Annotated in this window: 13 protein-coding genes; 7 read left to right on the top strand and 6 right to left on the bottom strand. The window is 75.4% G+C overall.

The genetic code is table 11. From position 1 onward, the window contains the following. The first annotated feature begins 4 nt into the window (after window positions 1-4). Together T328_RS05075 and T328_RS05070 are read left to right on the top strand one after the other, a co-directional pair. On the top strand, window positions 5-640 hold the full coding sequence (locus T328_RS05075; RefSeq protein WP_496494634.1) for a LutC/YkgG family protein: 636 nt from the start codon (window positions 5-7) through the stop codon (window positions 638-640). 96 nt (window positions 641-736) lie between these two features. Beyond that, window positions 737-2,053: an exo-beta-N-acetylmuramidase NamZ family protein gene (locus tag T328_RS05070; RefSeq protein ID WP_496494633.1), complete on the top strand. Its 1,317-nt coding sequence runs from the start codon at window positions 737-739 to the stop codon at window positions 2,051-2,053. Between the two features lie 22 nt (window positions 2,054-2,075). Here T328_RS05070 and T328_RS05065 read toward each other — a convergent pair whose 3' ends face one another. From T328_RS05065 to T328_RS05055, 3 genes are all read right to left on the bottom strand, one after another. Beyond that, window positions 2,076-3,551, bottom strand: a complete 1,476-nt coding sequence (locus T328_RS05065; protein WP_496494632.1) for a glycosyltransferase family 39 protein — start codon at window positions 3,549-3,551, stop codon at window positions 2,076-2,078. A gap of 201 nt (window positions 3,552-3,752) precedes the next feature. Further along, complete coding sequence (locus T328_RS05060; RefSeq protein ID WP_496494631.1) at window positions 3,753-4,418, bottom strand: response regulator; 666 nt, start codon at window positions 4,416-4,418, stop codon at window positions 3,753-3,755. Beyond that, entirely contained in the window at window positions 4,415-5,782 is a 1,368-nt protein-coding gene (locus T328_RS05055; RefSeq protein ID WP_496494630.1) for a sensor histidine kinase, read from the bottom strand. Before T328_RS05055 ends, T328_RS05060 begins: the two co-directional genes overlap by 4 nt. Before the next feature lie 164 nt (window positions 5,783-5,946). On the opposite strand from T328_RS05055, the gene T328_RS05050 reads away from it, so the two are divergent. Beyond that, the gene (locus T328_RS05050; protein ID WP_496494629.1) at window positions 5,947-6,300 is read left to right on the top strand and encodes a VOC family protein; all 354 of its coding nucleotides are present in this window, start codon (window positions 5,947-5,949) and stop codon (window positions 6,298-6,300) included. Continuing rightward, a complete protein-coding gene (locus T328_RS05045) occupies window positions 6,297-7,145 on the top strand; it encodes an APH(3') family aminoglycoside O-phosphotransferase (RefSeq protein WP_496494628.1) in 849 nt (282 codons plus the stop codon). The genes T328_RS05050 and T328_RS05045 overlap by 4 nt, the downstream gene beginning before the upstream one ends. Window positions 7,146-7,152: 7 nt before the next feature. Here the strand turns inward: T328_RS05045 and T328_RS05040 are convergent, their stop codons facing one another. After that, window positions 7,153-7,626 (bottom strand): hypothetical protein, encoded by a 474-nt coding sequence (locus T328_RS05040; protein WP_496494627.1) that lies wholly within the window; start codon window positions 7,624-7,626, stop codon window positions 7,153-7,155. A gap of 282 nt (window positions 7,627-7,908) precedes the next feature. Here T328_RS05040 and T328_RS05035 point away from each other — a divergent pair, with 282 nt between their 5' ends. Then, window positions 7,909-8,559 (top strand): TetR family transcriptional regulator C-terminal domain-containing protein, encoded by a 651-nt coding sequence (locus tag T328_RS05035; protein WP_496494626.1) that lies wholly within the window; start codon window positions 7,909-7,911, stop codon window positions 8,557-8,559. On the opposite strand, the gene T328_RS05030 is transcribed toward T328_RS05035, so the two are convergent. Beyond that, complete coding sequence (locus T328_RS05030) at window positions 8,533-9,399, bottom strand: alpha/beta fold hydrolase (RefSeq protein ID WP_496494625.1); 867 nt, start codon at window positions 9,397-9,399, stop codon at window positions 8,533-8,535. The two genes, T328_RS05035 and T328_RS05030, sit on opposite strands and share 27 nt — an antisense overlap. Window positions 9,400-9,544: 145 nt before the next feature. After that, window positions 9,545-12,958 (bottom strand): S8 family peptidase, encoded by a 3,414-nt coding sequence (locus tag T328_RS05025; protein WP_496494624.1) that lies wholly within the window; start codon window positions 12,956-12,958, stop codon window positions 9,545-9,547. 89 nt (window positions 12,959-13,047) lie between these two features. On the opposite strand from T328_RS05025, the gene T328_RS05020 reads away from it, so the two are divergent. Both T328_RS05020 and T328_RS05015 read left to right on the top strand, forming a co-directional pair. After that, window positions 13,048-14,025, top strand: coding sequence for a TrmB family transcriptional regulator (locus T328_RS05020; protein WP_496494623.1), 978 nt, complete (start codon window positions 13,048-13,050; stop codon window positions 14,023-14,025). A 317-nt stretch (window positions 14,026-14,342) separates the two neighbouring features. Beyond that, window positions 14,343-15,002 carry an HNH endonuclease family protein gene (locus T328_RS05015; RefSeq protein WP_496494622.1) on the top strand — a complete coding sequence of 220 codons (660 nt, stop codon included), beginning with the start codon at window positions 14,343-14,345 and terminating at the stop codon, window positions 15,000-15,002. Window positions 15,003-15,041: the final 39 nt, after the last annotated feature.

The following is a 15,041-nucleotide window of genomic DNA, read 5'->3' as shown; positions in this document are numbered from 1 at the left end:
CGACGTGAGCAGCCGGGAGACGATCCTCGCCCGGGTACGGGCCGCCACCCGCGACGCCGCGGGTACGCCGGAGCCGGCAGTACCGCGCGACTACCTGCACGTGCACGGCGACCGCTCCCCCGCCGAGTCCGCGGACCTGCTCGCGGAGAACCTCGCCGACTACCGCGCCCGCGTGCACCGTACGGACGCCGGCGGGCTGCCGGAGCTGCTGGGACGGCTGTTCGCCGAGCGCGGCACGCGCACGCTGCTCGTACCGGACGGGCTGCCGCCCGCGTGGACCGCCGCGGTCGCGGCCACCCGCGTCCCGGACCGGGCCGCGAGCACGGCCCGGGACCTGGACGCCGTCGACGGCGTGCTGACGGGCTGCGCGCTGGCCGTGGCGGAGACCGGCACGATCGTGCTGGACGCCGGGCCCGGGCAGGGCCGGCGGCGGATCACGCTGATCCCGGACCACCACGTGTGCGTGGTGCGGGTGCCGGAGCAGGTGGTGGACTCGCTGCCGCAGGCGATGGCGCGGCTGGACCCGGCCCGCCCGCTGACGTGGATCTCGGGGCCCTCGGCGACCAGCGACATCGAGCTGGACCGGGTGGAGGGCGTCCACGGCCCGCGGACGCTGGAGGTCGTGCTCGCCGCCGCCTGACACCCCCTCGGTCGCCTCCCGCCACCAGAGTTGTACACCACTGGCAACCGGCCCCGACCCTGTTCCCCTCCCCCGCGGTCGGTTAGCTTCTCCGCCATGCCGAGACCTTCCGCACCGTCCCGCCGCACGCTCCTGACCGGCGCCGCCGCGGGCACGGCCGTCCCCCTGCTCGCCGGCGCGGCACCGGGCCGGGCCGCCCCCGCGCCCGCGCCCGCCCGCGGCGGCGGGCGGCCCGACGAGGTGCTGACCGGCGCCGACGCCGCCGCCGCGCAGGGCTGGTCCATGCTGCGCGACCGCCGGCTGGGCATCGTCAGCAACCCGACCGGGGTCCTGCGCGACACCCGCCACGTCGTCGACTCCATGCACGCCTCCGGCGACCTCGACATCGCCGGCGTCTTCGGCCCCGAGCACGGCTTCCGCGGCAGCGCGCAGGCCGGGGAGGCGGAGCCGGAGACCATCGACCCGCGGACGGGCCTGACGGTCTACGACGCGTACGGCGCGGACGCCGCGACGATGGCCGAGCTGTTCACCAAGGCCGGCGCGGACACGATCGTCTTCGACATCCAGGACGTGGGCGCGCGCTTCTACACCTACATCTGGACGATGTACAACGCGATGGTCGCGGCCCGCGAGACCGGCGCCGCCTTCGTCGTGCTCGACCGCCCCAACCCGATCGGCCGGCGCGCCGACGGCGCCATGATGACCCCGGAGTTCACCTCCGGCGTGGGGCTCAAGCCGATCGTGCAGCAGCACGGCATGACGGTCGGCGAGCTGGCCCGCTACTTCAACGGCGAGCTGCTGCCCGACGAGGGCGCGGGCGGCCCGGTGGAGCTGGAGGTCGTACGGGTGCAGGGCTGGGACCCCGAGTCGTACGCCCAGGACGGCAGCCTGCCCTGGGTGCCGCCGTCGCCGAACATGCCGACGGCCGACACGGCGCTGGCGTACGCGGGCACCTGCTTCTTCGAGGGCACCAACCTCTCCGAGGGGCGCGGCACCACGCGCCCGTTCGAGTGGATCGGCGCGCCGTACCTCGACTACCACTACAGCGACCGGCTGAACGCCCGCGGGCTGCCGGGGGTGGAGTTCCGCGAGGCGTACTTCGTGCCGACGTTCGGCAAGCACGAGGGCGAGACGTGCGCGGGCGTGCAGGTCCACGTCGCCGACCGGCGGCGCTACGAGCCGGTGACGACGGCGGTGGCGATGCTCGTCGAGGCCCGGCGCTACCCGGAGTTCGCCTGGCGGCAGGACAGCTGGGACGCGCAGCGGCCGTTCTGGATCGACAAGCTGTCGGGCTCGCCGCGGATGCGCACGATGATCGACGAGGGCGTGGACGTGGCCGGGGTCGTGGGCGCCTGGCGGGACGAGCTGGCGGACTTCACCCGCCGCCGCCGGCGCTACCTGCTCTACCGCTGAGCACTCGCGGGCGACCGGGCGGTCAGCAGGCGCCGGGGCGCGCATAGAGGGTGACCCGGGCGCCGTGGACGCGGGTGGTGGCGCAGCGTTCGAAGTCGGTGCGGAGGGTGGCCCGTTTGATGCGCTCCGCCCGGCTCTTGTCGAGGGGCCGCCCCGACGGGTCGTGGAGGACGATGATGCGCCGGGCACCGAGCATGCGCGCGCGGACGGTGGCCGGTGGCAGTTCGGTGCCGTACAGGGTGTGGGAGGCACGCGGGTCCGAACGCAGGGCCAGGTCGGTCAGGCCGCGGTAGGCGGGGTCGTCGGACAGCGTCCAGACCCGGCGGCGGGCCGGAGAGAAGAGCAGCCCGTCGCCCGGACCCGACTGCGCCCGCACGGCGCCGGCGACGGCGGCCAGGTCGTCCGGCCGGCTCTCGGGCGATCGCAGGTGCTGACCGACCGGAACCACCAGGGTCGCCGCCGCCACCGCCGCGACGGCCGCCGCCCCCGCGCGCAGCGGGCCCCCGCGGCGCCACGCGGCGTGCAGCGCGGCACCCGTCAGCAGCGCCAGTCCGGCGTCGGAGTAGACGACGTAGCGATCCACGAACAAGAACGTGACAGGCGACACCAGCAGGAGAGCCGCGGTCGGGACGAGCGCCAGCGGCAGGGCCACCGCCGCCACCGGCCCGCCGACCGCCGCCGCACCGGCCAGGGCCACCGCCACCACCGCGACGATGCCCAGCCAGGTGAGCGCGTCGGGCGGGGCGATCCACGCCACCTGTTCGGTCTGTCCGGCGCTGATCACCGCCAGCGGCGCGAGCCCCACGGCCACGCCGCCCGCCGCCGTGCCCCAGGCGCGCGGCAGGCCGCCCGGTGCCCGGGCCGCGAGTATCGCCACCCCGTGGGCGAGCACCGCCAGGACGGCGAACTCGTGCAGCAGGCACGCCGCCAGCGACAGCGCGGCGTAGCCGGCCCACAGGCCGGTGCGCCGATCGTGCGCGGCGCGTACGAACAGCACGGTCGACCACACCACGGCGGCGCACACCAGCGCGTACGAGCGTCCCTCCTGCGCGTACCGCTGGACGTCGGGCAGCAGCGCGAAGACCGCGCCCGCGGCGAGTCCGGTGCCCGGGCCGGCCAGCATGCGGCCGAGCACGGCCACGCCGGCCGCGGCGGCCGCCATGGCCAGCGCCGACGGCAGCCGCAGCGAGACGAGACCGTCGCCGCACACCGCGAACACCCCCTGCATCAGCAGGTAGTACAGGCCGTGCACGATGTCGTGGTCGCCCAGGACGCGCAGCGGCCCGGCGGGGCCGCGCTGAGCCATGTCGTACGTGACGGCCTCGTCGCGCCACATCGTGCCCTGCCGGCGCAGCCCCCACAGCCCGAGAACCAGGGACAGCGCGACGGGAATCAGGACGCCGGCCGTCCCGCGCGGGCGTGCGGACGCCGGGCCGCCCTCGCGGGCCGGTGGCACGAGCAACGGCGCGGGCGTACGCGGACGGTGGTCGACGGCCATGACGGCCTCCTCGCTCAGGGCATGGGAGTCGGCGGGCACCACGCGGCCGTCGGCCCGGGGCGCGTGCCCGGGGTGGCCCTCGTGCCGTTTTCGGCATCGCGAAGGCAGGGAAGCGGCCGGTGGCCGGGGTGAAGGGGTGAAGGCGAAGGTGAAGGTGACGGGGTGAAGAGGAGGGTGCGGCCGGTCAGCGCACGGTGGGCGTCAGGGCGACGGCGTCACCAGCCGGGCCTCGTACGCGTACACCGCCGCCTGGGTGCGGTCGCGCAGGCCGAGCTTCTCCAGGATGCGCCCGACGTGGGTCTTGACGGTCGACTCGGCGACGACCAGCCGGGCGGCGATCTCCGCGTTGGACAGGCCGCGGGCGATGTGGGTGAGCACCTCCGTCTCGCGTTCGGTCAGATCGCCGATCCGGGTGCGCGGCGCCGGGACCGCGCCGGCGACGGCGGTGCCGGCGAAGGTGCCGATCAGGCGTTTGGTGACGGTGGGCGCGAGCAGCGCTTCGCCCGCGGCGACGATCCGTACCGCGTCGGCCAGCTGGCCGGCGGAGGCGTCCTTGAGCAGGAACCCGCTCGCCCCGGCGCGGAGCGCCTGGTAGACGTACTCGTCCTGGTCGAAGGTGGTCAGCACCAGGACCTTGGCGTCGGCGTCGGCGGCGACGATCCGCCGGGTGGCCTCAAGGCCGTTGACGTTCGGCATCCGAACGTCCATGAGCACGACGTCCGGCTGCAGTTCCGCGACCTTCGCGACGGCCTCCTGCCCGTCGCCGGCCTCGCCGGCGACCTCGATGTCCCGCTGGGCGCCGAGCAGAACGGAGAAGCCTTCGCGGACCATTTCCTGGTCGTCGACGATGAGCACCCGGATGGTCACGCGTCCTCCTCCCCCGCGGCCGGCGGCTCCACGAGGGCGGGAGCGGGCAGGAAGACGACGACCTCGTAGCCCTCGTCGGGCATCGGACCGGCCGTCATCTCCCCGTCCAGCACGGCGACGCGCTCACGCATCCCGGTGATCCCGTGCCCCGATCCACTCCCGGCGGGCACGGCCGCGGTCCCGGACGCCTCGTCGGCGACCGCGGGCCCGTTGACCACGCGCAGCCCCAGGCCGCCCAGGACATAGGCGAGTTCGACGCGGGTGTCGGCGCCCGGCGAGTGCCGGAGCGCGTTGCTGAGCGCCTCCTGGATGATGCGGAACGCGGACAGCTCGACGCCCGGCGGCAGATCCCGCCGGGCGCCGGTGACCACCTTCTCCACCGGGAGCCCCGCCTCGCGGACGTTGTCCAGCAGGGCGTCGAGGGCGTCCAGGGTGGGCTGAGGGGCCTCCGGCGCGTCGTAGCTCTCGAAGTCGGCAACGCGGATCACGCCGAGCACGCGGCGCAGCTCCGCGAGCGCGGCGACCGCGTTCTCGCGGATGGTGCCGAAGGAGGCGGCCAGCTCGGGCGGGATGCTCTCCACCCGGTACGGCGCCGCCTCCGCCTGGATGGCGATGACGGACATGTGGTGCGCGACCACGTCGTGCAGCTCGCGCGCGATGGTGGTGCGCTCCTCCAGCACGGTGCGCTTCGATCTCTCCGCCACGGTGGCGTCGTCGCTGGCGGCCGCCCTGCTGCGGGCCTCCAGAAAGGCCCGCAACAGCAACGCCAGGCCGAGCGCGACGGCCGACCACACGGCGAACACGGTGACGTTGTCGTCCGACCAGGACCCCCGGGGGCCGAAGGTCGCCAGCAGGACGCCCACGGCGACGGTGCCGGCCCAGACCGCGGCCGACACCACCGGCCGGCTGCGCAGCGCCACCAGCACCATCACCGCCAGGTGCGAGGGGAACGTCGGCTCCGCGAACGGCCACGGGTCGATGTCCAGCCCGGCCACCCCCACCACGCACACGCCCACGAGGGACAGCCACCAGGCGGCGATCGGCTGGATCAGCGCCAGCAGCAGCGGGGCGGCCGCCGTCAGGCCCAGCAGCAGGCTCAGCTCCGCGGTCCAGTAGGGGCCGTCGTAGCGGTACTGACCCTCGTACAGCGCGTAGCTCAGCCAGAGCATGGCGACGGCGAAGGCGACGACCACGATGTGCACCAGCCAGCCCAGGGCCCGCCGCACCTCGGCGGGGAACACGTCCCAGCCGGGACCGTCGGTGGACAGCGGGGGCAGCGGACGGGCCCCGACTGCGCCGGTTATCAGCTCGTGCCGCAGTGCGGTCAGGCCGCCCTGGATCGTCTTGGGGAAGGTCTCGGTCACGCCGAAACCGTATGCGGGCGGACCGGGCCCCCGCGTCCGCCTGCATACGGATATCCCGGCCTCCGCCTTAGGGACTACACGGAGGATTCCCGGCTCCCGGGTGGGGGCGGCACGGCGTTTCACGGGCCGGGGGTACGCGGCCCGGCGGGGTTAAGATCGCCCGTATGTCCGCACGCTTCAAGGATCTAGCGCTGGACGCCCGGGACCACCAGGCGCTCGCCGACTGGTGGTGCACCGCCCTGGGCTATGCCCGCAGGACGTATCACGACGAGCCGCGGCCGGCCGAGTGGCCGGTGCCCATCCACGACGCGGCCGGGCACGGGCCGGTCATCTGGATCAACCCCGTCCCGGAGCCGAAGACGGTCAAGAACCGGATACACCTCGACGTCTGGGGCGACACGGCGGAGCTGCTGGCGCTGGGCGCGGCGCTGGTCCGCCGGCACGACGACGAGATCGACTGGGACATCATGGCCGACCCCGAGGGCAACGAGTTCTGCGTCTTCCGACCGGAAAAGTGATAGCCGGGCTGCGCGCACGGTACGCCGCGTACGACTGGCGGCCGGTGCACGACGGCATGTCGGGCGCGGGGGTGTGGCGGCTCAGCGGGCCCGGCGAGCTGTACGTGAAGACCGCCGGGCCGGGCGGGCACCGCGAGCCCGGGGCTGATCTGCGGCACGAGGCGGCGTGCACGCGCTGGCTGCGCGCCCAGGACCTGCCCGCCCCCGAGGTGGTCGACGCCGGGGCGGCGGACGGGGTGTCATGGCTGGTGACCGAGGCGCGGCCGGGGCGCTCGCTCGCCGAGCCGTGGCCCGGGCGGCTGCGGGACGGGGCCGTCGCGGCAATGGCGCGCTTCGCGCGCAGGCTGCACGAACTGCCCGTCGACGGCTGTCCGTTCGTCCGGGACCTGTCGGTGACGGTGCCGCTGGCGGGTACGGCGGTCGCCGCCGGGTGCGTCGACGAGGAGGACTTCGACGACCACCGGCTCGGCCGGAGCGCCACCGACCTCCTCGCGGAGCTGGTACGCACCCGTCCCGCGGCGGAGGACCTGGTCGTCTGCCACGGCGACCTGTGCGCGCCGAACGTGCTGGTCGACCCGGAGACGCTGGAGGTCTCCGGCGTCGTCGACCTCGGCCGCCTCGGCGTCGCCGACCGGCACCTGGACCTCGCCCTGGCCTGCCGCAGCCTCGGCGACGACGAGCTGAACCCGCAGTACGGCCCGGGAGCCCCGGAGCGCTTCCTGCGCGCGTATGCCGCGGGCGGCACAGGAGGCGCAGGAGGTACTGCCGGCGCGGGCGGCGCCGGCGGCTTCCGCATCGACCCGGCGCGGATGGAGTTCTACACCCTGCTGGACGAGTTCCTCTGACGGGCCGTCACGACCTGGGCGTCGCCGCGGGGGGCCCTGGCGGGTCCGGTGCCGCGCCCTGCAGCTCGACGTCGTGCGGCGCCCGCTCCCGCGGCACCGCGAACACGGCGAGCGCGTCCCAGGGCTCCGCGCACTTCCGGTACGACGTGGTGTCGACGGGTACCGCGAAGAGCCCCTGTTCGGCGGAGCGGCGCAGGTCGGCGGAGTCCGCGGTCGCGCACCCGGTGCTCCAGGCGAAGGCGACCAGCACCTCGGCGCCGAAGTCCCGCCCGGTCAGCCCGGCCGCCGCCCGGCCGCCCAGCGCCGCCGCCGGGAACCGCTCCGCGAAGGCGGTGACGTCCGTGCGGGAGCGCAGCACCGTGCGCACCGGCTCGTAGCCGTGGCCGGACGCGAAGTGCACCAGGTCGGCGTCCGGCACCCGCTCCCCCGAGGTCCGTCCCGAGTCCCCCAGCACCGCCCACACCCCGCTCACCAGCAGCACACCGGCGACCGTGGCGCCGGCCGCTATGACCCGCGCCCCCCGCGGCATCCGCCCGCGCAAGGTCCGCCCGCGCGCGTGGGTATCGGCCCGTCGTCGCCGAAGGTGGAGAACCACAGCCCCGTCAGCTCCTCGATCGCGGTTCGCGTGTCACCCATACCGACCAGTGTGCCGGGCACCGCCGACAACGGCCCCGGGGCGGGCCTCCGGCCCCCGTTCTTGCCGCCGGGAGCGGGGACGGCGCTGGTCAGTAGACTGGCGGGCAGGTGAAGGAGGCGAGCTACGGTGGCCGGTACGCGGGTGGACGGGCGGGTCGAGCGCGGCAACCAGACGCGCCGGCTCGTGCTGCGGCGGACGATGGACATCGCCTCGGTGGAGGGCCTGGAGGGCCTGTCGCTGGGCCGGATCGCGGGCGAGCTGGGGCTGAGCAAGAGCGGGGTCTTCGCGCTCTTCGGGTCCAAGGAGGAGCTGCAGCTTGCGACGGTGCGGGCGGCGGGCGCGGTGTTCGCCAAGACCGTGGTGGTGCCCGTGGCGGAGCTGCCGCCGGGGGTCGGCCGGCTGCAGGGGCTCTGCGCCCGCTGGCTGCGCTACTCGCGCGAGCGCGTCTTCCCCGGCGGCTGCTTCTTCTACAGCGCGGCGGCGGAATTCGCCTCCCGCTCCGGCCCCGTGCACGACGCGGTGGCGGCGGCGCACCGCGACTGGGCGGCGTACGTGGAACGGACGGCCGAGGAGGCCCGTGCCGCCGGCGAGCTGCGGCCGGAGACCGACCCGGCCCGGCTCGCGTTCGAGCTGATCGCGCTGCTGGAACACGCCAACCTGCTGTCGCTGCTGCACGGTGCCCCGAACGCGTACGACCTGGCCGCGACCGCCGTCGTGACCCGGCTGCGCGCTGCGGCCTCGGACCCGGACTCAGTCCCGGACGCGCTCCCCGGCTGACACGAACGCGAGCGCCGTCCGCACCACGTCCGGGTCCGCCAGGATCCGGCGGTGGCCGAGGCCGCTGGTGCGGTGCCGGCGGACGCGGTCACCGTAGGCCGCCGCGGTCTTGTCCGCCTGCCGGGCCGAGACCATGCGGTCGTCCTCGTCGTGGACGAGCAGGATCGGCAGGTCGATCTCGTGCGGCCGGTACGTGACGTCGAAGCGCCGCCACAGGTCGTGTTCGCCGGGGAACATGTCGATCTCGATGCGCCGCCGCAGCGCGGCCTTCACCCGGGGCCCGAGCCCGAGGCCGGCGCAGAACACGTCGACGACGTGGTCGAAGTCGGCGACGCCGGAGACGACCACCAGCCGGTCGGCCGCGGCGGCGCCGCGCAGCGCGAGGAAGGCGGCGGGGCCGCCGAGGGAGTGCGCCACGACGGCGTTGAACCGGCCGTGCTCCGCGTACAGCCGCGCGATGATCTCGCGGTACTCCAGCACGGTCGTGCTGCGCCCCTCGGACGCGCCGTGGGCGGGAGCGTCGAAGGCGACGGGCGTGTAGCCGGCGGCCCGCAGCGCGGTGATGTACGGGGCGAAGTGCGCGGCCCGCGAGCGCCAGCCGTGCACCAGCAGCACCGGCCGCTCGTCGTCGCCCCAGCAGTACGTGACCACGTTCCTGCCGGCCACCGTGATGCTGCCGGTGAACGCGCCGGCGAGCAGCCGGCGTTCGTCGTCCGTGAGGGAGCGGTCGGCGCGCGGATAGCGGTAGAGGACGAGGGCGCCGCGGCCCGCGAGGCCGGGGAGGACGGCGGCGGTGGCGTTGAGGACCTTGCCTATGAGGGCGGTGGCGACTGGTTTCATGGGCAGAAGATAGCACGACCGTTCGCTCTTTTTTTTGATCCTCGGCGAGGCCGGGCCGAGCTGCGCAGAGGTCGGCCCGGCGCCCTGAGTCGAGGGGTGGAACCGCGCCGGCCCCGGCGGTGCGGCCCGGGGCCGGCGCGGCGCCTCAGCCGACGCGGTAGGCGTCGAGGATCGTCTGGTCCACGGCGCGTCCCTCCGCCGCCGTACCGCGTACCCGCACCGAGACCTCCTGGCCCGGGCGCGGCCACAGCCCCGGGACGAGCGCGGTCAGCTCCCCGCCCCGGCCCGGGATCACCAGTGCCTCGTGCCACCGCCGCCCGCGGTCCGTGGAGGCCCAGCAGCGCACGCTGCCGCGCTCCGTCCTGATCGCGTCCTCGGGCCCCGCGGTGGAGGTCAGCCGCAGGCCGACCGTGAGCGGCCGGTACGCGGGGACGTCGCCGTCGCGGCCGGTGCGGGGCGCGTAGTCGACGCCCAGCAGCCGTACCCGCTCCTGCCCCACCACCGGGTCCGCCGGGCCGCGGGCCGGGAACGTCCAGCTCGTGCGCGTCTCGCTGCCGATCGGCAGCGCGTCGCGGTCGGGGCGGGAGGTGTGCTCCAGCCGGTACGTGGCGGGCTCCGGCGTGACGGGGAAGTAGCTGCTGCCGGGGCGGGGCGGGATCTCGGTGCCGTCGCGGAAGAGCCGCAGGCTCTCGTTCCCGGTGACCGGCACATTCCACACCGAGCCCTGGTGCTCGCCGTCGCTCAGCGACACCGGCAGGTCGAGGGAGTCGCCGTAGTGCACGCCGGCGATGACCGCCGGGGCCGGGGCGCCGAACCAGACGGGTGCGGCGCGCTCCCCCGGCTCGTACGGCAACGTGGGCGCGCACAGGCGCGCGAGCGCCACCCCGGGGCCGCGGACGCAAGTCCGCCACGCGACGTCCGGCCGCGCGGTGACCAGCTCGACGCGGCGCTGCGGCACCGCGAGCGGATACTCGAAGACGATGGCGGTCTCGATGCCGGCGCTGCGCGCCTCGCGGGTCTCGGTGTACGTGTCCTCCCGGCCGAGCAGCGAACGGTAGTCGGCCTCGACGCGCGCCAGCTTGCGCGCCTCGGCGCGCGTCACGCGGTAGCGCGGCGGGTCGGGGATGACCTCGCCGCGGCCGAGCACCAGCTCGTACACATCGGCCTGCCGCCCGCGCTCGCGGCCCTCGGTCGCCAGGCGCCAGCGGGTCTCGAACGCCACGCTGCCGTGCCGCACCGGCCCGGTCGGCTGCAGGAAGACCCGGCCCTGCTCGATCTCCTCGCCGGTGGCGTAGATCCCCTCGTTGAAGCCGCCGGTGCCGGCGGCGTCGTGGCGCGCGTAGTGGACGGAGGCGTGCCGCACCTGCGTGTCCGCGCCCTCGACCGTCGCGGGGCGCAGCGGAAGCGCCTTGCGGGCGTCGATGGTGTACGCCATGTCGGCGTCGAGCTGCACCTCCGGTGAGCCGGCGAAGGCGACGGTGGCGGGTTCGCCGTCCGCGGCGGGCGTCTCGACCTTGGCCAGCATCGACAGTGGCCCGGGCAGCATGCGGGCGGTGGCGCGGCCGTTCTCGTCGAGGTGGACGGTGCGGAAGCCGCCGCCGGTCTCCGGGTAGGTCTCCGCCATGTTGAGCAGCCACAGGCTGCCGCCCGCCCAGGGCCGGCCGTGCCGGTCGAGGACGGTGAGGTCCACGTCGTGGCGGGGCGGTTCGCGGTAGAAGCTGAGCGGCAGGGTGACGCTGTCGTGCCCGCTCTCGGTGAGGACGACGGCGCCTGAGTACACGCCGGGCGCGACGTCCGCGGGCGTCAGCGTGACCGTGACCCGCTCCGTGGCACCGGGCGCGACGGTCACCGCGCCGGGGGTCACGGTGACGGCGTCGTCCCCGAGGGGGGCACCGGCGCGCTCGGTGGCGAGGTCGGTGAGGGTGAGGTTGCGGGGCTCGGCGCCGGTGTTGGTCAGGGTCAGCTCCAGCGCCGCGGGACGGTCGCCGTCGGGGTGGCGCAGGTAGCCGAAGTCGACGTTCCCGCGGTTGAGTTGCAGCGTCTCGTCCGCGGCGCCGGGCAGGTCGAGGACGCCGGCGCCGGCGACGTGCGGGCGGGGCGCGGCGGGGTCGCCGTCCGCGGTGGTCGTGAGGGCGGTCTTCAGCCGCCGCCAGTCCCAGCCGGGGTGCTTCTGCAGCAGCAGCGCGGCGGCGCCGGCGACATGCGGGGTGGCCTGCGAGGTGCCGCTCATCCGCGTGTACGGGTCGGCCTCGCCGCCGCCGGCGCGGGCGCCGGTGATGTCGACTCCGGGGGCGGTCAGGTCGGGCTTGGCGAGGAACGCGCCGGTCGTCGGCCCGACGCTGGAGAACCGAGGGGTGCTGCCGTCGGCGCCCGCGGCCCCGACGGTCAGCGCGCTCTCCGCGACGCCGGGGGTGCCGATGGTGCCGGAGTACGGGCCGGAGTTGCCCGCGGCGACGACGAAGAGGGTGCCGGTCTCGGCCGCCAGGCCGTCGAGCGCTCTGGCGACGGGGTCGTTCTCCGGGCGCTCGGGCGCGGTGCCGCCGAGGCTGAGGTTGACGACGTCGGCGCCCTGCTCGGTGGCCCACTGCATCCCGGCGATCACCCAGGAAGCTCTGCCCTGGCCCTCCCCGTCCAGGACCCGGCCGGACAGCAGCCGGGCGTCGTACGCCACGCCCCTGCGGGCGCCGCCGGACGCCGCGCCGCTGCCCGCGACGAGCGAGGCGACGTGGGTGCCGTGGCCGTTGCGGTCCTCGGTCGTGCCCTCGCCGGTGAAGTCGGCGGCGCCCGCGACCTGGCCGCGTAGGTCGGGATGGTCGGCGTCGACACCGGAGTCGAGTACGGCCACGTCCACGCCGGCCCCGCTCAGCCCCGACTCCCACACCTCGGGGGCGCCGATCTGGCCGAGGTTGCCGTCGAGTTCGGCGGCCTCCAGCCGGCGGTCCAGCCACACCCGGCGCACCCCGGCCGCCGCGGGGCCGGCCGGGCGGGCGAGCGTCGCGGCGAAGCCCTCGGCGTCCTGCTTGGGCAGGTCCACGGCGACGGCGTCGATGCTCGGCAGCCGCAGTGCGTCCGCGCGGGTCGCCTCGCCGGTCGCGGCCAGCGGGCGGGGGCCCTGCACGATCAGCGGCAGCGCGCCGGTGGCGGCGTCGTCGTAGCCCATCTCGACGAGGGCGGTGATGTTGAACAGTTCGAGGTCGAGCACCTCGGGCACGAGGGCGGCGGCGTCGTCCGGGACGACGTAGACGTCCGCGCCGTCGCGCAGGGTGGTGAAGGAGCGGCTCTCTTCGGAGCCGGACCGCGGGGTGACGGAGACGGCGGGCGGTCCGTCCGCCGGGGCCGCGGCCGGGGCGGCGAGGGTGACCTCGTCGCCGGTGACGAGGGTGACCGTGGCGGAGGCGGAGGCGGAAGTGGGGGCCGCCGCCCCGTCCGCGGGCGGGGCGGCGAGGGGCGGAGGGCCGGCCACGGCCGGCGCGGCCGACAGGGCCGGAAGGATCAGCCCGCCGAGGAGGAGGGCGGTCACGGCAGCGCGGAGGTGCTGGGGGAGCCGTCGGGAGGACATGATCCCGGTCTTACCGCGGGCGGCCCGCGCTGCGGAACGAATCTTCATGGCGTCTTGTGGCCACGTCTACAAGTGGCCACGATGGCCTGATGCTTGAGGCCCTGGGGATACCGCCGTACGCAGAGTCCGTCTACCGCGCGCTGCTGGCGGCGCCCGGCAGGACCGTCGCCCAGCTCGCCGGGGAGCTGGGCCGCCCCGAGCGCGCCACGCGCCGCGGCGTGACGGAGCTGGAGGAGCTGGGCCTGGTCAGCCGGCTGCCCGGGCGCCCGGTGCGGCTGCTGGCCACCCGCCCGGACACCGCCGTCGACCTGCTCGTCGCCCGGCGCCGCCGGGAGCTGGGCGAACTGCAGCGCAACGCCCGGGCGCTGGCGGCGACGCTGAGCACGGGCCGGCAGCCCGACGAGCTGCTGGAGATCCTCACCGGCCGGCAGGCCATCGCGGAGCGCTTCGCCCAGCTCGTCCGCGGCTGCGAGCGGGAGCTGCTGGTCTTCGACCGGCCGCCCTACGCGGCCGACGCGACCGGTTCGGAAGAGGGCGTGACGGCGCGGCTGCACGAGGACGTGGTGGTACGCGGCATCTACGCCCCGGAGTCGCTGGAGTACCCCGGCGCCCTGGCGGCGGCGCGGCGGGCGGCGGCCAACGGCGAGCGGTCGCGCGTCCATCCGCAGGTGCCGATGAAGCTGGCGGTCGCCGACCGGTCGGTGGCGCTGCTGCCGATCGCGCTCGACGACCAGGTGGACAGCGCGCTGGTGATCCGCCCGTGCGCACTGCTGGACGCGCTCGTGGGTCTCTTCGAGCTGCTGTGGCAGCAGGCCGCGCCGCTGCTGCCGCAGCCCGCGCCGGATCGGCCGTCGTGTTCGGACCTGGGGCTGCTGACCCTGCTCGCGGCGGGGGTGAAGGACGAGGCGATCGCCCGGCAGCTGGGCGTGAGCCCGCGCACCGTCACCCGGCGGGTGGCGGAGCTGCTGGACGAGCTGGGTGCCCGCACCCGCTTCCAGGCGGGAATTCTGGCGCAGCGCCGCGGCTGGCTTCCGGACCCGGCTCCGCACACCGGCGGCGTCCGCTAACCCGCCGCCCCGCCCGCACGCACAGCGCACCCGGCACCCGCCGGCCTCGCAGCCGCTGACCCGCCACCCGCCACCGCACACCCGCGCCCCCGCGCGACGGTCCGCTCCCGTCGCCCGGGGGCGCCGCCCGTTCACCGGCGCGACAGATCCCGGTCGTCGAACTGTCGTGCATCATGAGCGATTGACGTGGGCATGTCTACACGCGTCGACGGTCGCGCGGCGCCCCGAACCCGCGTCGTCCGCGGGGCGGTTCGCACACGGCCCGTCGGTGCTCTCGCTCATCACTGGTGCTCGTCCTCACTTCCTCGGAGGCCACGTTGCTCAGATCGTCAGCGATATCCCCCCGCGGCTGGACGGCCGTGCTCGCCCTCCTGGCGCTCGTCCTCGGCGTCGCGCTCGGCGCGGCGCCGCCGGCGTCGGCGTTCCCGCCCGACGTGCCGCCCAAGGCACAGGTGCAGTCCGAGCTCAACAGCCTGACCGTGGCCGCGGAAGGCTCGATGACCGGCTACTCGCGCGACGAGTTCCCGCACTGGACCACCGTCTCCGGCAACTGCAACACCCGCGAGACGGTCCTCCGCCGCGACGGCGACAACGTGACCACCGGCGCGGACTGCTACCCCACCTCCGGCAGCTGGTACAGCTACTTCGACGGCGTCACCCGCACCTCCCCGTCGCAGATCTCCATCGACCACATCGTGGCCCTGGCCGAAGCCTGGCGCTCCGGCGCCAGTTCCTGGACCACCGCCCGCCGCCAGTCGTTCGCCAACGACCTGACCGGCCCCCAGCTGATCGCGGTGACCACTGAGGTCAACAGCTCCAAGGGCGACCGCGACCCGGCCGACTGGAAGCCGCCGCGCACCGCCTCCTGGTGCGGATACGCGAAGTTCTGGATCCACACCAAGTACCGCTGGAACCTGAAGATCGACTCGGCCGAGAAGTCCGCGGCGCAGAGCATGCTCGACCGCTGTTCCTACTGAACCGCCGCGACGCCGGGGCGCCCCGCGGGCCGGGGCGCC

Source organism: Streptomyces sp. CNX435 (assembly GCF_059570575.1).
The sequence above is the reverse complement of the archived record's forward strand: the minus strand, read 5'-3'. Positions and strand labels throughout refer to the sequence as shown.

Coding starts and splice junctions, on each gene's coding strand:
- T328_RS05070 (WP_496494633.1), top strand. CDS start 737: ATGCCGAGACCTTCCGCACCGTCCCGCCGCACGCTCCTGACCGGCGCC.
- T328_RS05065 (WP_496494632.1), bottom strand. CDS start 3,551: ATGGCCGTCGACCACCGTCCGCGTACGCCCGCGCCGTTGCTCGTGCCA.
- T328_RS05050 (WP_496494629.1), top strand. CDS start 5,947: ATGTCCGCACGCTTCAAGGATCTAGCGCTGGACGCCCGGGACCACCAG.
- T328_RS05030 (WP_496494625.1), bottom strand. CDS start 9,399: ATGAAACCAGTCGCCACCGCCCTCATAGGCAAGGTCCTCAACGCCACC.
- T328_RS05025 (WP_496494624.1), bottom strand. CDS start 12,958: ATGTCCTCCCGACGGCTCCCCCAGCACCTCCGCGCTGCCGTGACCGCC.
- T328_RS05020 (WP_496494623.1), top strand. CDS start 13,048: ATGCTTGAGGCCCTGGGGATACCGCCGTACGCAGAGTCCGTCTACCGC.